We start from the raw sequence: 18,815 nt of genomic DNA on the forward strand, positions 1-18,815 counted from the left end.
AGTTCGGGTAAAAAGTTTCATGGTAGGAATTATTGTTAATTGGCAATAAATTCCTCCACGTACTGCGGACATGCCTGCACCGCCGTTGCGGCGATGTCTGAACGTGTCGAGTAGTCGGGTCGCTCGCGTGTCGGGCGGCTTCCTTAAATCATCGAAGGACGTAGTGGGAAGGAGTGGCGATGAACCTGAATGATGCGTGCAGTTTGCCGGCCAATGTGCTCGGCAGCGTACCCCGTTTCGACTCCGTAGAGGAAGCGCAGGCGTATCTGACGCAGGAAGGCGTGAAGTACGTCCTTGCGCAATTTGTCGATATTCACGGTGTGGCCAAGGCCAAGTCGGTCCCGGTCGCTCATCTGAAAAGCGTGCTGACCGCCGGGGCGGGCTTCGCCGGCTTCGCGATCTGGGGTGTCGGCATCGAGCCGAACGGCCCGGATTACATGGCGGTCGGCGACCTCGCGACGCTCACGCCGGTGCCGTGGCAGCCGGGGCTGTCACGCATCGTGTGTGACGGCCATGTCGACGGCGCGCCGTGGGTGTTCGATTCGCGTGTGACGTTGAAGAAGCAGGTCGCGCGTGTCGCCGAGCGGGGCTGGACGCTGTTTACCGGCCTCGAGCCCGAGTTTTCGCTGCTGAAGCGCTCCGCGTCGGGCACGCTCGAGCCGTGCGACCCAAGCGACTCGCTCGCAAAGCCGTGCTACGACTACAAGGGCCTGTCGCGCACGCGCGTGTTCCTGGAAAAGCTCACCGAATCGTTGCGCGCGGTCGGCATCGACGTCTACCAGATCGACCACGAGGATGCGAACGGCCAGTTCGAGATCAACTACACGTACACCGATTGCCTGACGTCGTGCGATCACTACGTGTTCTTCAAGATGGCCGCGTCGGAGATCGCGAACGACCTGGGGATGATCTGCTCGTTCATGCCGAAGCCGTTCGCGAACCGTCCCGGCAACGGCATGCACATGCACATGTCGATCGGCGACGGCAAGCGCAACCTGTTCGCCGACGACGCCGATCCGCTCGGCATGGGCCTGTCGACGCTCGGCTACCGGTTCACGGCCGGCCTGCTCGCGCACGCGCCCGCGCTGGCGGCGCTCTGCAACCCGACCGTGAACTCGTACAAGCGCCTCGTGGTCGGGCGCTCGCTGACCGGCGCGACCTGGGCGCCGGCCTACATCAGCTATGGCGACAACAATCGTTCGACGATGGTGCGCATGCCGGGCGGCCGGATCGAGCTGCGTCTGCCCGACGGCGCATGCAATCCGTATCTCGCAACGGCGGCCGTGATCGCCGCCGGGCTCGACGGCATCGATCGCGACCTGTCGCCGGGCGCCCCCGCGAACGAGAATCTGTACGAGTGGCCGGCGCAGAAGCTGCGCGACCACGGCATCGGCGTGCTGCCGCAAAACCTCGGCGAAGCGCTCGACGCGCTCGAAGCCGATCAACTGATTCGCGATGCGCTCGGGCCGGTGGTCGACGAATTCCTCAAGCTTAAGCGAATGGAGTGGCTGGAATACATGCGCCACGTATCGGATTGGGAAATCAAGCAGTACATCGAGTTTTTCTAAGGAGGCGGCAACATGTGCGGAATCGTAGGATTGCTGGTGAAGACGCCGGAACTGCGCGACCGGCTCGGCGAGCTGATGGTGCCGATGCTGATCGGCATGACCGAGCGCGGCCCGGATTCGGCCGGTCTCGCGGTGTTCGGCGACGCGCTCGATGCGAGCCGGCGCAAGCTGAGCCTGTACTCGGGCTTTACGGACGAGGGCGAGCACTTCCCGTGGGACGTGCTGCTGGATCGCCTGAAAGCGTCCGTCGACGCCACTGCGCGCATCGACGCAAAGCGCAATCACGCGGTGCTGACTGTCGAGGGGCGGGCCGATTCGATCAAGCACTGGCTGAACGAGCATTACCCGCGCATCTACGTGCTGTCGGCCGGCCGCTCGATCGACCTTTACAAGGACATCGGCCTGCCCGCCGACATCGCCGCGCGTTACGCGTTCGGCGATCTCAAGGGCTCGCACCTCGTCGGCCACACGCGGATGGCGACCGAGTCGGCGGTGACGCCGGACCGCGCGCATCCGTTTACCGCGGGCGAGGATTTCTGCCTCGTGCACAACGGCTCGCTGTCGAATCCGTACGGCGTGCGGCGCAAGCTCGAGCCGGAAGGCATCCGCTTCGACACCGACAACGACACCGAGGCCGCGTGCCGCTTCCTCGAATGGCGGCTGCGTGAAGGCGACACGCTGCATGCCGCGCTGCAGAAAGGCTTCGAGGAGCTCGACGGCTTCTTCACCTTCCTGATGGGCACCCCGACCGAGCTGGCGCTGATCCGCGATCCGTTCGCGTGCAAGCCTGCGGTCGTCGCCGAGAACGACGACTACGTGGCGATCGCGTCCGAGTTCCGCTCGCTTGCGCATCTGCCCGACATCAAGAACGCGAAAGTATTCGAACCCGCACCCGAGGAGATGTATGTATGGAACGCGTGACATTCGACCTTGAGCAGGCGACGGTCAGGGAAGTCAACCAGTACCTGCACGGCGGCGCCGAGACGCTCGACGGCCAGGCCGTTGTCGTGGCTTCGCCGAACGGCGCGCACAACATCGCGGTGGGCGTCGACGCTGCCGTCACGGTGACGATCGACGGGCATGCCGGCTATTACGCCGGCGGCATGAACAAGCGCGCGACGATCGTCATCGAGGGCAGCGCCGGCACCGGCGTCGCGGAAAACATGATGAGCGGCAAGGTGCACGTGAAGGGTTTCGCGTCGAACGGCGCGGGCGCGTCCGCGCACGGCGGGCTGCTCGTGATCGACGGCGACGCCGGGCTGCGCTGCGGGATTTCGCTGAAAGGCGGCGACATCGTCGTCGGCGGCTCGGTCGGCAGCTTTTCCGCGTTCATGGCCCAGGCCGGGCGCATGGTGATCTGCGGCGACGCGGGCGACGCGCTCGGCGATTCGCTCTACGAGGCCGTGCTGTACGTGAAGGGCGAAGTGAAATCGCTCGGCGCCGACGCACAGTTCGAGCCGATGACCGACACGGACGTCAGCGCCGTTGCCGCGCTGCTCGACGCCGCCGGACTCGATCACGACCCGCGTGCGTTCAAGCGCATCGCATCGGCGCGCGCCCTTTACCACTGGAACGCCGACGCGAACCAGGAATATTGAATCCACAGCTTGTCCGGGAAGACGCCATGGAAACCAAACCCATTCATTTCGCGCGCTTGCAGCAGGAAGAGTCGCACGGCTACGACCGCAAGACGATCGACTACATCCATACGGCCGCTCAGCGCGGCCTATACGAAATCCGCGGCCTCGGCGCGAAGCGGCCCGTGCCGCATTTCGACGATCTGCTGTTTCTCGGCGCGTCGCTGTCGCGCTATCCGCTCGAAGGATATCGTGAGAAATGCACGACTCAGACCGTGCTCGGTACGCGCTTCGCGAAGAAGCCGATCGTGCTCGATATTCCGATCACGGTGGCCGGCATGAGCTTCGGTGCGCTGTCGGCGAACGTGAAGGAAGCGCTCGGCCGTGCCGCGACAGCGGCCGGCACGTCGACGACGACGGGCGACGGCGGCATGACCGAGGAGGAGCGCCGCTCGTCGAAGACGCTCGTCTATCAGTGCCTGCCGTCGCGCTATGGCTTCAATCCCGACGACGTGCGCCGTGCGGACGCGATCGAGGTTGTGATCGGCCAGGGTGCGAAACCGGGCGGTGGCGGCATGCTGCTCGGACAGAAGGTCAATCCGCGCGTCGCTGCAATGCGCACGTTGCCGGCCGGCGTCGATCAGCGTTCGGCGAGCCGCCATCCGGACTGGACCGGGCCGGACGATCTGGCGATCAAGATCCAGGAGCTGCGCGAGATCACCGACTGGGAGAAGCCGATCTACGTGAAGGTCGGCGCGACGCGCACGTTCAACGACGTGAAGCTCGCGGTTCATGCGGGCGCAGATGTCGTCGTCGTCGACGGCATGCAGGGCGGCACCGCGGCGACGCAGACCTGTTTCATCGAGAACGTTGGCATCCCGACGCTGGCGGCGGTCCGCCAGGCTGTCGCCGCGCTAGAAGATCTGAACATGAAGGGGCAGGTTCAACTGATCGTGTCCGGCGGCATCCGCACGGGCGCCGATGTCGCAAAGGCGCTCGCGCTCGGCGCGGACGCGGTCGCGATCGGCCAGGGCGTGCTGATGGCGCTCGGCTGCAACGGCGATACGTACTTCCAGAACGGCGCACTGCATTCGGCCGTCGCGGACTACGCGGCGCTGAATACGTCGCCGGGGTTCTGCCATCACTGTCATACGGGCAAGTGCCCGGTCGGCGTAACGACACAGGATGCGGTGCTCGAGCAACGCGTGCAGCCCGACGAAGGCGCGCGCCGCGTACGCAACTACCTGAAGACGCTGAACATGGAACTCACGACGATCGCGCGGGCCTGCGGCAAGCAGAACGTGCATCACCTGGAGCCGGAGGATCTTGTCGCGCTGACGGTCGAGGCGGCCGCGATGGCGCGCGTGCCGCTCGCCGGCACGTCGTGGATTCCGGGGCAGCGTTATTGACGTCCGCCGCATCGCACGCGACGAAATCGGCGCACGTCGGCCCGGCCGGCGTGACTGCTGCCGATTCCGCTCGCAGGCGCGCCGCTTGATCACTCCATTGGGCTGAGGTCCGCCGCACCGTCGCGCGGCGGACCGTGCGACGGCATGCCGGTTCGCCTGCTCCGCTTTTGCGACGGCATCGGCGTCGCGACATAGCCCGCGCTGCCATTTTCGAGGAATCGACGAATGAAAAAAGTAATCGGATTGCTTGCATTGCTCGGGATGGCGGCGTTCGCCGTGCCCGCATTGGCGGATGGTGCGGTGGCGGCCGCCGCGCCGGTGCCCAACAAGGGTGACACTGCCTGGATGATCGTCGCGACGCTGCTCGTCGTGATGATGGCGGCGCCCGGGCTCGGGCTGTTTTACGGCGGCATGGTGCGGGCGAAGAACATGCTGTCCATCCTGATGCAGACGCTCGTCGTGTTCTGCCTGCTCGGCGTGCTGTGGGCCGTCTACGGCTACAGCATCGCCTTTACCGAAGGCAATGCGTTCTTCGGCGGGCTGAGCAAGGCGTTTCTATTCGGCATTACGCCGGATTCGACTGCCGCGACGTTCAGCAAGGGTGTCGTGATTCCCGAGTTCATCTATGTGTCGTTCCAGCTGACGTTCGCTGCGATCACGCCTGCGCTGATCGTCGGCGGTATCGCCGAGCGCGCGAAATTCTCGGCAGTTCTGATGTTCATGGTGCTGTGGTTCACCTTCTCGTACCTGCCGATTGCGCACATGGTCTGGTACTGGCCCGGTCCCGATGCCTACACGAGCGCGGCGGCAGCCGATAAGGTCAACGCGACGGCGGGCTTCCTGTTCCAGAAGGGGGCGATCGACTTCGCGGGTGGCACGGTCGTGCATATCAACGCGGGCATCGCGGCGCTGGTCGGCGCGATCATGATCGGCAAGCGCGTCGGGTTCGGACGTGAAACCATGGCACCGCACAGCCTGACGATGACGATGATCGGCGGGTCGCTGCTGTGGGTCGGCTGGTTCGGCTTTAACGTCGGCTCGGCGCTGGAGGCCAGTGGCGCGGCGACGCTGGCGTTTGTCACGACACTGCTCGCGACGTGCGCAGCGACGGTTTCCTGGACCATGGTCGAGTGGTCGGCGAAGAAGAAGCCGTCGATGCTCGGTGCAGTGTCGGGCGCGATCGCCGGGCTCGTTGTCATCACCCCCGCGTGCGGTTTTGTAGGCCCGATGGGCGCGATCGCGATGGGCCTGATAGCGGGCGCCGTGTGCTACTGGGGCGTCAACGGACTGAAGCGCATGATCGGCGTCGACGATTCGCTCGACGTGTTCGGCGTGCATTGCATCGGCGGGATCGTCGGTGCGTTGCTGACCGGCGTGTTCGCGTCGCCGTCGCTTGGCGGCACGGGCATCTACGACTACGTCGCGAACAAGGTGACCGACTATCGCATCGTCGATCAGTTGATCGCGCAGTGCTGGGGCGTCGGGACGTCGCTCGTCTGGTCGGCGGTCGTGTCGATCGTCGCGTTCAAGCTCGTCGACATGACGATCGGCCTGCGCGTCGATCACGAGCGCGAACGGGAAGGGCTCGACGTCAGCTCGCACGGCGAGACAGCCTACCATTCCTGAGAATCGCTGCCGCGACAGCGCATGCCTTGCTCCGGTTCGGTACCTAATCGGCGCACGGCGGAACAAGGCGACTCGGCATCGACGTTATGTCGATCCGGAGGTCGACGATCATATAGCGTCCCAGTGTGCGGGGCCGAGGCATTCGGTCTCGCACACTGACCTTCGTCTTTCCCGGTTTTGTTGCCATGTCAGACCTCGGAAAATGGCCTGAACCTATCGATCAATCTGGCGAATGCTCGATATATGCTGGAGAACACCCGCGCACCGTTAAATACTGAAATAAAGATGCGCAGCGGTTGGCACTCCGGTGAACGCCTACAGCGGGCGTCGACCAGAGCACGGGAAATGTTGCTTCAGTACGCGGACCCGGCCAGATTCCAGCCCCGCGTACTGCTTCGTCCACCGGTAATGCGTCTGCCCGGATATTCGAAAGCAGGTCGCTTACTTCAACGCACCTTCAGCCACCAGCACTTCGTGTGCCGCCTTGAACGCGCTGAGGCCGTGCGGGATGCCCGAATAGGCGGTCGCGTGCAGCAGCGTCGCCTTGATTTCATCGACGCTCACGCCGTTGTTGAGCGCGCCCTTCACGTGCAGCTTCAGTTCGTTGGTATGGCCTGCCGCGGTCAGCATCGCGAGGTTGAGCAGGCTGCGCGTCTTGCGATCGAGCGTCTCGTCACCCCATGCCCAGCCCCACGCCCATGCGGTGGTGGCGCGCTGGAACGCCATCATGAAGGCGTCGGCCTTCTCCATCGACGCGTCGACGTACTCGGGGCCGAGCACTTCCCGGCGAATCGGCAGGCCCTTCTGAAACAGCGCATCGTCTTCGTTCATGATCGAACTCCTCCGTTATTCCAAAGCCCCGGCGGCTGCGGGACACCGGCCGCGCGAGCGCGCACCGTCCTTCGACGCGAACAGGTAGCAAGCCAGCGCCGTGGCGACGAGGCCGACCATCCACGACACGTCCGCGCCACCGAGAATCGACGCCCACGGACCGTGGAAAAAACGCTCTTCCATGAACGGCACCTGGACCGCGATGCCGAACACGTAGATCGCGATGGCCTTGACGTTGAACGACCCATACACGCCGCCATTGCTGCTGATGATTTCCGCGACTCGGTAGTGGCGGTTGTTGACCAGATAGAAGTCGATCAGGTTGATCGCGATCCACGGCGCCAGCACGATGCGCAACGCGAAGATCGCGTTGAGGAAGATCGAGATGAAGTTGCTGGATGCCCACAGTGCGGTCGCGGTCGAAGCCACCAGCAGCACCGCCGACACGACGACGCGCACGTTGCGGCCGGGCACCCAGTGCGGGCGGAACGTCTGCGCGGCGGTAATGAACGACAGCACCGCGCCATACAGGTTCATCCCGTTGTGGCCGATGATGTTGACCAGGAACAGGAAGATCAGCACGTAGCCGAACGCGCCGGTCTGATCGCGGATCGCCTGCATCGCGTCCGTCGAATGCCCGGTGCTGACGGCCAGCACGCCGAACAGGAACGCGAAGATCGTGCCCAGCGACGTGCCGAAATACGTGTAAGCAAAGGTCTTGCCGAATCCGGCGGAAGCCGGCAGATAGCGCGAATAGTCGGACGTATAGGGCGCGAAGCTGATCTGCCACACCGCGCACAGCCCGAACATCGCGAACCAGTTGGCGAGATCGAAATGACCCTGCTGGAGGATCCCGCCGTCGATACTCGGGGCCATCAGCGCGATGCCGACGACGAGCGCGCCGCCCATGAACCACGCGCCGACCTTGTTGAAGCGATGAATGAAGTGGCAGCCGATCACGCCGACCAGCGTCGCGAGCACGGCGCCGATGACCGTCGCGACCGGCACGGGCACCGAAGGTGCTGCGGTATGGAGCGTCTTGCCCGCGAGGATGATGTTCGAGACGAAGAAGCCGAGATAGATCAGCGTGGTGAATCCCACCACCAGCAGAGATCCGTACCGGCCGAACTGGGCCCGGCTCTGGATCATCTGCGGCACGCCGACGAGCGGCCCCTGCGCGGAGGTGAGCGCATGGAAGATCGCACCGAAGAATTGCCCGGCCGCGATCGCGACGATCGCGCTCACCAGGTCGAGGTGGAACACCAGCACCGACGTGGCGCCGGAAATCACGGCCAGCGGCGCGACATTCGTGCAGAACCACAGGGTGAACAGATCGGCCGGCTTTCCATGCCGCGCCTCGGGGGCGACATAGTCGATCGAGTTGCTTTCGATGGCGAGAACGCTGCTGTCGTTTGCCGGTTTTGTCATGCTGTCTCCATCATTATTGCCGGGGCCGTGTCTCGCCGCACGCGCTAGATGACGCGGCACGGCACGACATGGCCTCTGCGGCTTTGAATCGATACTGCAGGCGAATGGCGGCCCGCTCAACGCATCACGAACGGGTCGCTGATCGGATCGTCCGACGTGCGAAGCCACACGGACTTTGTCGTCGTATATTCGAGCGCAGCGCTCAGGCCGCCTTCGCGGCCGTGCCCCGACAAACCGAAGCCGCCGAACGGCACGAGCGGCGACACCGCGCGATAGGTGTTGATCCAGACGATGCCGGAGCGCACGCGTTTCGACACGCGGTGAGCACGCGTGAGGTTGGTCGTGAAAATGCCGGCGGCGAGACCATAGACGGTGCTGTTCGCCTTCTCGATCGCTTCCTGTTCGGATTCGAACGTGTCGACCGACAGCACCGGGCCGAACAGTTCCGTCGTGATGCTGTCGGCGTTCTCGACGCCGGTGCAGTCGAGGATGGTCGGCGCGTAGTAATACCCGTCGCGCTCCAGCTTCTTCCCACCGGCGAGCACCTTCGCACCCTGATGCACCGAGCTCGCGACGACCGCCTCGATGTTGCGAAGCTGCCGCTCGGTACACAGTGGGCCATACTCCGTCGCCGTCTCGTTGGGTGACCCCACCCGAATGCGCGACACACGCTCGACCAGCAGGGAAAGGAACTGCTCCTTGATCGACGCCTCGACCAGCAGGCGCGAACCCGCGACGCAGCTTTGGCCGCTCGCCGCGAAGATCGCCGCGACCTGCGCATTCACCGCGCTCTGGATATCGGTATCGGCGAAGACGATGAACGGCGATTTACCGCCGAGCTCGAGCGACACCTTCGCGAGGTTGTTGGCCGTGTTCCGCACGATGTGGCGCGCCGTCTCCGGGCCGCCGGTGAAGGCGACCTTGTCCACGCCCGGGTGGCTGCTCAGCACCGCGCCGCATTCCGGGCCGAAGCCGGTAATGATGTTGACGACGCCCGGCGGGAATCCCGCCTCGTGCACGAGGCGCGCGAACTCGAGCAACGGGCCCGGCGCGTCCTCGGATGCCTTGAGCACCACCGTGCATCCGGCAGCGAGAGCCGGCCCGACCTTCACCGCGGACAGGAACAGCTGGCTGTTCCACGGCACGATCGCGGCGACCACGCCGACGGGCTGCCGTTCGAGCCATACCTGCATGTCGGGCTTGTCGACGGGAATGCTGCTGCCTTCGAGCTTGTCGGCAATGCCCGCGTAGTAGCGGTAATACTCGGCGACGTACGCGATCTGGCTCGACGTTTCCCGGATGATCTTGCCGGTGTCGTTCGTTTCGATTTCAGCGAGTCGCGGCGCAGCCCGTTCGACGAGATCGGCGAGCTTGTACAGTAGCTTGCCTCGCGCCGACGCGGAAAGACCGGCCCAGCGCGGATCGGTCAGCGCGCGACCGGCCGCGGCCACCGCGCGGTTGACCTCGTCGGTGCGTGCTTCCGGCATCTGCGCCCACACGGTGCCGGTCGCGGGATTCACGCTGCCGAACGTCGCGGCGCCGGGCTCGAACCGGCCGTCGATATACAGCTGAAATGGCACATTCATGGCATCGGCACCTTATTGGAACGCAGGCATCACGTCGCGGATCATCCGCTCGAGGGAAGCCTTCTTGCGCTCGAAGCTCATGCCGGTGTCGATCCAGAACGAGTACTCGTCGAAGCCGAGCGCTTCGTAAGCCTTCAGACGCGCAATGACTTCCGCGGGCGTGCCGATGACGTTGTTCTTGCGCATCGCTTCCGGCGTGTAGAACGGGTGGGCGGCGATTTCCTCGCTGTTCAGCGGCTTGATCATGCCGCGACTGATCGGACGCTCGTTCTTGAACCACGCGCCGAAGTAGTTGTAGAACACGTTGACTTCGTCGGCGGCGAGTTGCGCATCGTCCTCGCTGCTCGCCACATAGGTGTGACGCAGCAGCATGATCTGCGGGCGCGGCACGTCGCTGAACCTCTCGCATGCGGCGTTGAAGTGGCCGACGAGCTTCTCGACTTCCTCGTCGCCCAGGTGCAGCGGCGTGACCTGCACGTTGCAGCCGTTGGCCACGGCGAACTCGTGGCTGTTCGGGTCGCGCGCGGCCACCCAGATCGGCGGATGCGGCTGCTGCAGCGGCAGCGGCGACGAGGTCGTCGACGGGAATTTCCAGAACTCGCCTTCGTGCGCGTAATCGCCTTCCCACAGCTTCTTCACTGCCGGAATGAGTTCGCGCATGCGCTGACCCGCACCCCACGCGTCGAGCCCCGGCATCAGGCGCTCGTATTCAAACGAGTAGGCGCCCCGTGCGATCCCGAGTTCGAGGCGGCCGCCCGTGACGATGTCGGTCATCGCGGCTTCGCCGGCGAGCTTGATCGGATGCCAGAACGGCGCGATGACCGTGCCCGTGCCGAGCCGCGCGCGCTTCGTCTTGTTGGCGAGATCGGCGATATTGATGAACGGATTCGGCGCGATCGTGAAGTCCATCCCGTGGTGCTCGCCGGTCCAGATCGCGTGCATGCCGCCGCGATCGGCGATCTGGCACAGCTCGACCATCTCGTCGTACAGCTGCTTTTGGCTGGTCTGGTCGGAGACACGCTCCATGTGAACGAAAAGCGAAAAACGCATGATGTGACCTTTCAGGAAAGAAGCGGGCGGACGGTGCCGGTGCTGTGATCGCCGAAGTACAGGCCGTAGCTCTTCAACTGGCTCTCCTTGCGATAGCGCTCGAGCATGCTGGCCAGTGCGCTGTCCTGGAACGCGTCGGTCTCGATGTCGTCGAGGCTCACGAATTCGCCGGCGACGGTGACGTCGTCCGGTGCGCTGCAGAGGAACGAGATGTACTGGTAGTGCGTTTCGGTGTTGTTGTAGACCGAATAGATAAAGCTTGCCGATGCGTCCGGCTGGTATTGCCGGAAGATGTCGGCGAGCGCCTTGTCGGCGCCTTCGTTGCCGATCTCCTTCGTGGGCAGTGCCCACTTGTGGTCGGCCGTCTTCACCATGAGCACCTTGTCATCGCGCGTGATGATCGCGCTCACGATGACCTTCGGGCCGGCGATGACTTCGGCCGACAGCTTCGCCGGCGTGAAATAGCCGCCGCGGTAATAGCCGAGCCCGGCGTAGCCGGCGGAATGGAACGCCTCGACCTTGCCGATGATGAGCGCGTGATCGCCCGCATCGATCACCGCGTGCGTCGTGCAGTCGAACCACGCGCTGACGTCGTCGATGAGCGGGTTGCGATGGTCGCTCAGGCGCCAGCCGACCTTCGCGAAGCGATCGTCGCTCGGCCGCGCAAAGGTGTTGGACAGTTCCTTTTGCCCTTCCGCGAGAATGTTGATCGCGAAATGGCCGGCGGTCGAAAACGTCTGGAAATTGCTCGACGTCTTTGCGATGCTCACGAGCAGCAACGCGGGGTCCAGCGACACGGACGAGAACGAATTCGCGGTGAAGCCGAGCGCCTGGCCGTCATCGCGGGCGGTGGTGACGATCGTCACGCCGGTCATGAACGCGCCGAACGCATCGCGCAACTCCCGGGTGTTGATCGTCGGGGCTTCCTGGCTGGTTGCTTGGCTCATGTCACACTTCCGATTTCAGGGTTTCCGCCTGCGGCTCGGCCTGCAACCAGGCACGCAGGGCGCGATTGACTTCCTCGGGCGCGGTCAGGTTCACCATGTGGCGCTCGTTCTCGATCACGACGGCCTTTCCGTGATGTGCGGCCTGCGCCATTTGCCTGGCCATCTCCGGCGTCGAATTCGGGTCGTCCGACCCGGTCAGCACGAGAGCAGGGCAGGCGATCCGGTGCCAGCCGTCGGCATACACTTCATCGCCCTTCGCGAACGCCGTGTACGCGGTGGCGTAGCCGGCCAGGTCGACGGACTGCAGCCACGATTCGACCTTCTGCGCGGCGATCTGCTGCGCCTCCTCGGCGTTGAACCAGCGCCGCAGCGGCGTTTCGACGTCGATGGTCCCCGAGCGCAGTTCGGCGGCGCGTTGCAGGACGGCTTCGCGCGCCTGCTCCGTGCGGCGGTACACGCCATTCAGCACGGCCACGCGCTTGACCAGGTCCGGCCTGGTGACGGCTACGCCGGCGGCAATCAGCGAGCCCATCGAGTGGCCGGCCAGGTTGACGGGGCCGACCTGAAGGGCTTCGATGAATTCGATCGCCCACTGCACGAACTGCTGCAGGTCGGCGTCGGTATCGAGCGCATCGCTTGTGCCGTGGCCCGGCATGTCGACCGAGATCACGCGGAAATCGCGCGACAGGTCGTCGATTTGCGGGTACCACGCGTTCGCCTGCATGCCCACGCCGTGAATCAGGACCAGCGGTTTGCCGGCACCCTGATCGAGATAGTGGGCGACGCGATTATTTGACAGCGGCAGGGTTCTTGACGTCATTTCCGAGCTCTGCGAGATCTTTGTAGCGGTCGCCGATGCGGTGATGCGGACGGCCTGCGGTGGCGGCGCCGATGGCGATGACCAGTTCGTCGGCGGCCGGCGCGTCGGCAATCGAGAACTGGAGCGTCAGGTAGTGCGAGCGGCGACCCTCGTCGTTCTTGTCCATCATCGGGATGAGCAGCGGCGCATTGGCCGGGCCGCGCGTGTTGTTGAACGCGAGGTACGACTTCGCGCCGACGGCCGTGCGATAAGTGTTGCCGAAGTGCAGCGTGTGGATCAGCGCGGACGCATGCTCGATTTCACCGTCGAGGCCGACGATCGCACTCTTGCCGAACGCTTCGACGGCTTCGCCCGAACCGGCTTCGTCGAGGATCATTTTGGTCAGGTGTTCGCTGAGTTGCGGCGCGAGGGCGCGAATCTCCGGCGACAGGTCCTCGACATACCCGCGGCCTGCCCACGGGTTCTTGATCACGGCGACCGCGCCGATCATTTTCAGCGGCTTGGCAGCGACCCTGTCGCCATCCACGTAGAGCGTCTCGACATGGAGGACGGATTTCCGAATCAGGCTCATGGCACCTTCCTTTCGTGCGTTGATTGTGGAATTCATTGTGGTATACCATGTTACGGCATGCCATGAGTGTTAACCCTTGTCCGGAAAATTCCGGAAAACGGAGATGGAAAATGACTGCGTACTGGATTGCCCACGTGACGGTGCTCGATGCCGCGAAATACAAGGACTACACGGATGTCGCGCCGCAGGCGTTCAAGAAGTTCGGCGCCGTTTTCCTCGCCCGCGGTGGCGCGTCGCAGGTGCTGGAGGGGGAGTCGTTCGAGCGCCACGTCGTGATCCGGTTCGCCGACATGCAAACGGCGCTCGCGTGCTATCACTCGCCCGAATACCAGGCGGCGAAAGCCAAGCGGGACGGGCATTGTCGAGCGCAGATCTCGATCGTCGAGGGGCTGGAGAGTTGATCGCGCGCTCACGGCGCGCTGCCGGCCTGCAGGATGGAAAGCCCGATGACAGTTAGGTCATAATATGGCATTCCATGTTTGTGCCCGGCGCCCGGCCGGCCACAGGCCAAATACCGTTTCCAGAGTGCCGCCCATGCAAGACCTCAAAATCGACCGCAATGCCAAGACCCTGCGCGAACTGACGCTCGACAAACTGCGCGGCGCGATCGTGCAGGGGTATTTCCGGCCGGGCGCCCGGCTCGTCGAGCGCACGCTGTGCGACGAGCTCGGCGTAAGCCGCACGGTGGTGCGCGAGGTGCTGCGACATCTGGAGACCGAAGGGCTGGTCGAGACCGTGTCGCGGCAAGGGCCGGTGGTGGCGCGGCTCGATCCGGCGCAAGTGGGCGAGATCTATGAGCTGCGCGGCTTGCTCGAAGCCAATGCCGCGCGTGCGTGCGCCGAGGGCGCGACACCCGAGGTCGTGCGGCAACTGCGCGAGGTCCGCGCGGTGATCGAGGATGCGTTCGAGAAGCAGGATCTGCCGCGCGTGCTCGAGTACACCGAGCGCTTCTACGAAACGCTGTTCGAAGCAGCCGGAAAACAGGTGTCGCTGACGGTCGTCAAGACGCTCAACGCGCGCATCAACCGGTTGCGTGCGTTGACCATCGCGATGCCGGGGCGCGGCGGCGACTCCAACACTGAAATGAACCGACTGCTCGACGCGATCGAGCGGCGCGACGGGGATGCGGCTTCGGCAGCGTCGGCCGCGCACATCAAGCGGGTTTCCGAGCTGGCGTTGTCGGCGCTCGCTCAGCAGGACGAGGCAGTCAGCGACGGTTGACGGAACCGTGAGCGCGGGATTCGACGCGCGCGGTTCGACACGGAAGGCCGCTGGCACACCATGCCGGCGGCTTTTTTTTGTCTGTCGATTTGACTTATGGTATTCCATAATATTGAGAACATTGTTGTGGACCATAAGATGGCATACCATCATCCCATCGAGTATCACAGTGATCACGGGAGTACGCCATGGCTGAGTCGATGACCGGACAAACCGCGCAACACGCATTCGACACGCTCGGATTCCGTCGCGCACTCGGCGCATTCGTTACCGGCGTGACGGTCGTCGCGACGATCCAGCCGGACGGTTCGCCGCGCGGCTTCACCGCGAACTCGTTCACGTCGGTGTCGCTCGACCCGCCGCTGATCCTCGTGTGCATCGCGAAGACGGCGTCGAGCCATGCGGTGTTCTCCGCCACGCAACGTTTTGCCGTGAGCGTGCTCGCGGAAAACCAGACCGACGTCTCCGGCATGTTCGCGTCGAAGGCGCAGGACAAGTTCACGCAAGTGCCGTGGGGCACGCGCAAGACGGGCGCCCCCGTGATCCACGATGCGGCGGCGAGCTTCGACTGCCTGACGCATGACGTGGTGGACGCGGGCGATCACATCATCCTGATCGGACGCGTGGTCGACTTCGTGCAGACGAGTGCGTCGCCGCTCGGCTATTGCCGCGGCGCGTACGTGAATTTCAGCCTGTCGCAGGACGCGTTGTCCGCGGCCATGGGGCGTGCCCATGTCGGCGCGATTCTGGAGCATCGCGACGGGCTGGTGCTGGTCGATACGCCGCAGGGCCTCGGGTTGCCGACCGGCATCAGGCTCGAGCCGGCGAGCGACGCGGCGAGCCTGCGCGGCGTGCTCGCGAAGCTCGGCCTCAACGCGCATCTCGACTTCCTGTTTGCGGTGTTCGAGGCAGCCGGCGAGCGCGAGCCGGGCGTCCACATCTATTACCGCGGCCGCGTGATTCACACGGGGTCGCCGTGGTTCGACAGCAGCATCCGCATCGTGCCGCTCTGGCAGATTCCGTGGAACGAGATCACCGACACCGCCGTGCGCTCGATGCTCGAACGCTATGTGCGCGAGCGCAGGCAGGACGCGTACGGCATCTATGTCGGCGATACGGAAGCCGGGACGGTACAGGCGCTGGCCCTTGCACATTGAGACGGCGTCGGCCGGGAGCGCCGCGCCGCAGTGATGAAAGACAAGATCAAGAAGCCGGCGCGACTGGTGCCGCTGGCCTGAGTACTCGTGTTCGAGCGGCTGCCGTCCCGGTGGCCGCGAGCCGCAACCGTTTCCCCTCGGAGAGAGACCATGAGCAGCAGAAGCATCCCGCGTTTCGCAGTGTCGCGTCTGGCATATATCGCACCGTTGGCCGCACTTTGCACCGCGCCGGCGCTGGCCGCGGACCCGATCGTGTTCACCAGCTGGGGCGGCACGACCCAGTCGTCGCAATAGAAGGATTGGGCGCAACCGTTCACGCAGGCGAGCGGCATCAACGTGTTGATGGACGGGCCCACCGACTACGGCAAGCTCAAGGCGATGGTCGACAGCGGCAACGTGAGCTGGGACGTGGTCGACGTGGAAGGCGACTTCGCGTACGCCGCGGAAAAGGCCGGGCTGATCGAGCCGATCGACTATTCGGTGGTGAAGAAGGCCGAGCTCGACCCGCGCTTCACGACGCCTTCGGCGGTGGGCAGTTTCTATTACTCGTTCGTGCTCGGCTACAACAAGGCGAAGTACACGAGCGCGCAGCCGCAAAACTGGGCGGATCTCTTCGACACCAAGCGCTTCCCGGGCAAGCGCACGTTCTACAAGTGGTCGGCGCCGGGCGTGCTCGAAATCGCGCTGCTCGCCGACGGCGTGGCGCCCAACAAGCTGTATCCCCTCGACCTCGACCGCGCGTTCAGAAAGCTCGACTCGATCAAGAGCGACATCGTCTGGTGGAGCGGCGGCGCGCAGTCGCAGCAGCTGCTCGCATCGGGCGAATCGCCTATCGGCATGTTCTGGAACGGCCGCCTGCATGCGCTCGAGCAGACCGGCGTGCCGGTGGGCATTTCGTGGAACCAGAACCTGACCGCTGCCGACATGCTCGTGATTCCGAAGGGCGCGAAGCATCGCGATGCGGCGATGAAGTACCTGGCCGCCGCGACGAGCGCGCAGGCCCAGGCGAAATTCGCGGCCGATACCGGTTATGCACCGATCAACGTGAAGTCGGCCGCGCTTATGCCGCCGGCGATCGCCAAGACGCTGCCCGATCAGTACAAGACATCGCAGATCAACCTCGACATGAAGTACTGGGCAGAGAACCGCGACGCGATCGCGAAGCGCTGGTACGCATGGCAATCGAAGTAAGCACGCGCGGCACCACGTACGGGCCGAACGCCGTTCAGGATGCCGAACCGGGACGGACCGGCCCGGCTGAGCAACGAACCTGCATGGGGCCAGGGGTAATGGGCAGTGAAGCGCCGACCCTGGCCGACAAAGGAGCCACCATGCCCAACGTATTGAGTACCATCGCGCATCCGCCCGCGGCGAACGTGCGCAAGCGGCGCGACTGGCGCAGCATGCGGCTGCTGACGCCGGCAATGCTGCTGCTCGTGATCTTCTTCCTGCTGCCGGTGCTGTCGCTGCTGTTGCGCAGCGTGCTCGAGCCGACACCCGGTTTGCACAACTACGAGCAACTGCTCGGCTCGACGACGTATTTGCGCGTGTTCGGCAATACGTTTCTCGTGGCCACGGTCGTGACGCTCGTCACGCTCGTCGTGGGCTTTCCGATGGCATGGCTGCTCGCAATCGCGCCGCGCAAGCTCAGTTCCGTGCTGTTCGCGATCCTGCTGCTGTCGATGTGGACCAACCTGCTCGCACGGACGTTCGCGTGGATGGTGCTGCTGCAGGGGACCGGGCCGATCAACCGCGCGCTGATGGCGATCGGCGTGATACACGAGCCGCTCTCGCTCGTGAACAACCTCACCGGCGTGACGATCGGCATGACGTACATCATGCTGCCATTCCTCGTGATGCCGCTGCATGCCACGCTGCGCGGCATCGACCCGTCGACGCTGCGCGCCGCCGCGGTGTGCGGTGCGAGCCGCTGGCAGGCGTTCTGGCGCATCCTCGTGCCGCTCGCGATGCCGGGCGTGGCTTCGGGCGCGCTGATGGTGTTCGTGATGGCGCTCGGCTACTTCGTCACGCCCGCGCTGCTGGGCGGCCCGTCGTACATGATGCTCGCGGAACTCATTGCGCAACTCGTGCAGGAGCTGCTGAACTGGGGCCTCGCCGGCGCCGCGGCGTTCGTGCTGCTCGCCGTGACGCTCGCGCTCTATGCGTTGCAGCTGCGCTTTACCGGCAGTGCGCGTGCAACCACCGGAGGTCGCTGACATGTTGCTCGATTTCGATCGCCTGGGCGCATTGCGCTGGATCCTCGTGGCCGTGGGCGCGGCCGTTGCGCTGTTTCTGCTGTTGCCGATCTTCTTCATCGTCGCGCTGTCGTTCGGCGATTCGCAGTGGCTCATCTTCCCGCCGCCGGGCTGGACCCTCGAATGGTACCGGCAGCTTTTCACCGATGCGGGCTGGATCGACTCGCTGCTCACCAGCGCGAAGCTGGCGGTGATCGTCACCGCACTGTCCGTGCTGATAGGGTTTCTCGCGTCGCTGGCGCTCGTGCGTGGCAAGTTTCGCGGCCGCGAGGCCGTGCGGGGTTTCTTCCTCACGCCGATGGTGCTGCCCGTCGTCGTGCTCGCCGTCGCGCTCTATGCGTTTTTCCTGCGCATCGGCCTGAACGGCACGATGACCGGGTTCGTGATCGGCCACCTGATCATTGCGTTGCCGTTCTCGATCATTTCGATCAGCAACTCGCTCGTGAGCTTCGACACGGCGCTCGAGGACGCCGCGCTCATCTGCGGTGCGTCGCCGCTCACGGTGAAGCTGCGGGTCACGCTTCCCTCGATCCGGCTCGGCCTGTTTGCCGCCGCGATCTTCGCGTTCCTCGCGTCGTGGGATGAAGTCGTGGTGTCGATCTTCATGTCGAGCCCGACGCTGCAAACGCTGCCGGTGCGCATCTGGGCGACGCTGCGGCAAGACCTGACTCCCGTCGTGGCGGCTGCATCGTCGCTGCTCGTCGGACTGACGACCGTATTGATGCTGGCGGGCGCGGTGGTGCGCCGCGCACGCGCAAACTGAGGTAAC

General features: G+C 64.7%; 17 protein-coding genes and 1 pseudogene. 11 read left to right on the top strand and 7 right to left on the bottom strand.

Features of this window, described 5'->3' with window-relative positions; genetic code table 11:
- Positions 1-179 precede the first annotated feature (179 nt).
- The 5 genes from glnT to GD429_RS20740 all read left to right on the top strand — a co-directional run bounded on the left by glnT (position 180) and on the right by GD429_RS20740 (position 6,180).
- Positions 180-1,568, top strand: coding sequence for a type III glutamate--ammonia ligase (gene glnT / locus GD429_RS20720; protein ID WP_193727151.1), 1,389 nt, complete (start codon positions 180-182; stop codon positions 1,566-1,568).
- A 12-nt stretch (positions 1,569-1,580) separates the two neighbouring features.
- The gene (locus tag GD429_RS20725) at positions 1,581-2,489 is read left to right on the top strand and encodes a class II glutamine amidotransferase (RefSeq protein ID WP_152859417.1); all 909 of its coding nucleotides are present in this window, start codon (positions 1,581-1,583) and stop codon (positions 2,487-2,489) included.
- Positions 2,477-3,166, top strand: a complete 690-nt coding sequence (locus GD429_RS20730; RefSeq protein WP_152859419.1) for a protein glxC — start codon at positions 2,477-2,479, stop codon at positions 3,164-3,166. The genes GD429_RS20725 and GD429_RS20730 overlap by 13 nt, the downstream gene beginning before the upstream one ends.
- 26 nt (positions 3,167-3,192) lie before the next feature.
- Positions 3,193-4,554: an FMN-binding glutamate synthase family protein gene (locus tag GD429_RS20735; RefSeq protein ID WP_152859421.1), complete on the top strand. Its 1,362-nt coding sequence runs from the start codon at positions 3,193-3,195 to the stop codon at positions 4,552-4,554.
- Between the two features lie 225 nt (positions 4,555-4,779).
- Positions 4,780-6,180, top strand: a complete 1,401-nt coding sequence (locus tag GD429_RS20740; RefSeq protein ID WP_152859423.1) for an ammonium transporter — start codon at positions 4,780-4,782, stop codon at positions 6,178-6,180.
- A gap of 441 nt (positions 6,181-6,621) precedes the next feature.
- Here the strand turns inward: GD429_RS20740 and GD429_RS20745 are convergent, their stop codons facing one another.
- The 7 genes from GD429_RS20745 to GD429_RS20775 all read right to left on the bottom strand — a co-directional run bounded on the left by GD429_RS20745 (position 6,622) and on the right by GD429_RS20775 (position 13,413).
- A complete protein-coding gene (locus GD429_RS20745; protein WP_111017994.1) occupies positions 6,622-7,011 on the bottom strand; it encodes a carboxymuconolactone decarboxylase family protein in 390 nt (129 codons plus the stop codon).
- 15 nt (positions 7,012-7,026) lie between these two features.
- Positions 7,027-8,439 carry a purine-cytosine permease family protein gene (locus GD429_RS20750; protein ID WP_152859425.1) on the bottom strand — a complete coding sequence of 471 codons (1,413 nt, stop codon included), beginning with the start codon at positions 8,437-8,439 and terminating at the stop codon, positions 7,027-7,029.
- 116 nt (positions 8,440-8,555) lie between these two features.
- Complete coding sequence (locus tag GD429_RS20755; RefSeq protein WP_152859427.1) at positions 8,556-10,025, bottom strand: aldehyde dehydrogenase; 1,470 nt, start codon at positions 10,023-10,025, stop codon at positions 8,556-8,558.
- A gap of 12 nt (positions 10,026-10,037) precedes the next feature.
- On the bottom strand, positions 10,038-11,075 hold the full coding sequence (locus GD429_RS20760; RefSeq protein ID WP_152859429.1) for an LLM class flavin-dependent oxidoreductase: 1,038 nt from the start codon (positions 11,073-11,075) through the stop codon (positions 10,038-10,040).
- 11 nt (positions 11,076-11,086) lie between these two features.
- Positions 11,087-12,022, bottom strand: a complete 936-nt coding sequence (locus tag GD429_RS20765; protein ID WP_152859431.1) for a flavin reductase — start codon at positions 12,020-12,022, stop codon at positions 11,087-11,089.
- Position 12,023: 1 nt separating this feature from the next.
- Positions 12,024-12,842, bottom strand: coding sequence for an alpha/beta fold hydrolase (locus GD429_RS20770; protein ID WP_152859433.1), 819 nt, complete (start codon positions 12,840-12,842; stop codon positions 12,024-12,026).
- Positions 12,811-13,413, bottom strand: a complete 603-nt coding sequence (locus GD429_RS20775; protein ID WP_152859435.1) for an amino acid synthesis family protein — start codon at positions 13,411-13,413, stop codon at positions 12,811-12,813. The genes GD429_RS20770 and GD429_RS20775 overlap by 32 nt, the downstream gene beginning before the upstream one ends.
- Before the next feature lie 110 nt (positions 13,414-13,523).
- Between GD429_RS20775 and GD429_RS20780 the strand changes: the two genes are divergently transcribed.
- The 6 genes and pseudogenes from GD429_RS20780 (at position 13,524) to GD429_RS20805 (ending at position 18,809) form a co-directional block, all read left to right on the top strand.
- Positions 13,524-13,814: a DUF1330 domain-containing protein gene (locus GD429_RS20780; RefSeq protein WP_152859437.1), complete on the top strand. Its 291-nt coding sequence runs from the start codon at positions 13,524-13,526 to the stop codon at positions 13,812-13,814.
- A gap of 133 nt (positions 13,815-13,947) precedes the next feature.
- Positions 13,948-14,634, top strand: coding sequence for a GntR family transcriptional regulator (locus GD429_RS20785; RefSeq protein ID WP_193727154.1), 687 nt, complete (start codon positions 13,948-13,950; stop codon positions 14,632-14,634).
- Positions 14,635-14,822: 188 nt separating this feature from the next.
- Positions 14,823-15,791, top strand: coding sequence for a flavin reductase (locus GD429_RS20790; protein WP_227791695.1), 969 nt, complete (start codon positions 14,823-14,825; stop codon positions 15,789-15,791).
- A gap of 150 nt (positions 15,792-15,941) precedes the next feature.
- Positions 15,942-16,982: pseudogene (locus tag GD429_RS20795) on the top strand (ABC transporter substrate-binding protein).
- Between the two features lie 140 nt (positions 16,983-17,122).
- Positions 17,123-18,007: an ABC transporter permease gene (locus GD429_RS20800; protein WP_152859441.1), complete on the top strand. Its 885-nt coding sequence runs from the start codon at positions 17,123-17,125 to the stop codon at positions 18,005-18,007.
- A gap of 1 nt (position 18,008) precedes the next feature.
- A complete protein-coding gene (locus GD429_RS20805) occupies positions 18,009-18,809 on the top strand; it encodes an ABC transporter permease (RefSeq protein ID WP_111018005.1) in 801 nt (266 codons plus the stop codon).
- The last annotated feature ends 6 nt before the right edge of the window (positions 18,810-18,815 follow it).

It is taken from the genome of Burkholderia sp. BE17 (assembly GCF_009362305.1).
In the GTDB taxonomy this organism is placed as follows: domain Bacteria; phylum Pseudomonadota; class Gammaproteobacteria; order Burkholderiales; family Burkholderiaceae; genus Burkholderia; species Burkholderia pyrrocinia_C.

Coding starts and splice junctions, on each gene's coding strand:
- GD429_RS20725 (WP_152859417.1), top strand. CDS start 1,581: ATGTGCGGAATCGTAGGATTGCTGGTGAAGACGCCGGAACTGCGCGAC.
- GD429_RS20755 (WP_152859427.1), bottom strand. CDS start 10,025: ATGAATGTGCCATTTCAGCTGTATATCGACGGCCGGTTCGAGCCCGGC.
- GD429_RS20780 (WP_152859437.1), top strand. CDS start 13,524: ATGACTGCGTACTGGATTGCCCACGTGACGGTGCTCGATGCCGCGAAA.
- GD429_RS20750 (WP_152859425.1), bottom strand. CDS start 8,439: ATGACAAAACCGGCAAACGACAGCAGCGTTCTCGCCATCGAAAGCAAC.
- GD429_RS20785 (WP_193727154.1), top strand. CDS start 13,948: ATGCAAGACCTCAAAATCGACCGCAATGCCAAGACCCTGCGCGAACTG.
- GD429_RS20730 (WP_152859419.1), top strand. CDS start 2,477: ATGGAACGCGTGACATTCGACCTTGAGCAGGCGACGGTCAGGGAAGTC.
- GD429_RS20745 (WP_111017994.1), bottom strand. CDS start 7,011: ATGAACGAAGACGATGCGCTGTTTCAGAAGGGCCTGCCGATTCGCCGG.
- GD429_RS20735 (WP_152859421.1), top strand. CDS start 3,193: ATGGAAACCAAACCCATTCATTTCGCGCGCTTGCAGCAGGAAGAGTCG.
- GD429_RS20765 (WP_152859431.1), bottom strand. CDS start 12,022: ATGAGCCAAGCAACCAGCCAGGAAGCCCCGACGATCAACACCCGGGAG.
- GD429_RS20775 (WP_152859435.1), bottom strand. CDS start 13,413: ATGAGCCTGATTCGGAAATCCGTCCTCCATGTCGAGACGCTCTACGTG.
- GD429_RS20760 (WP_152859429.1), bottom strand. CDS start 11,075: ATGCGTTTTTCGCTTTTCGTTCACATGGAGCGTGTCTCCGACCAGACC.
- GD429_RS20800 (WP_152859441.1), top strand. CDS start 17,123: ATGCCCAACGTATTGAGTACCATCGCGCATCCGCCCGCGGCGAACGTG.
- GD429_RS20790 (WP_227791695.1), top strand. CDS start 14,823: ATGGCTGAGTCGATGACCGGACAAACCGCGCAACACGCATTCGACACG.
- glnT (WP_193727151.1), top strand. CDS start 180: ATGAACCTGAATGATGCGTGCAGTTTGCCGGCCAATGTGCTCGGCAGC.
- GD429_RS20805 (WP_111018005.1), top strand. CDS start 18,009: ATGTTGCTCGATTTCGATCGCCTGGGCGCATTGCGCTGGATCCTCGTG.
- GD429_RS20770 (WP_152859433.1), bottom strand. CDS start 12,842: ATGACGTCAAGAACCCTGCCGCTGTCAAATAATCGCGTCGCCCACTAT.
- GD429_RS20740 (WP_152859423.1), top strand. CDS start 4,780: ATGAAAAAAGTAATCGGATTGCTTGCATTGCTCGGGATGGCGGCGTTC.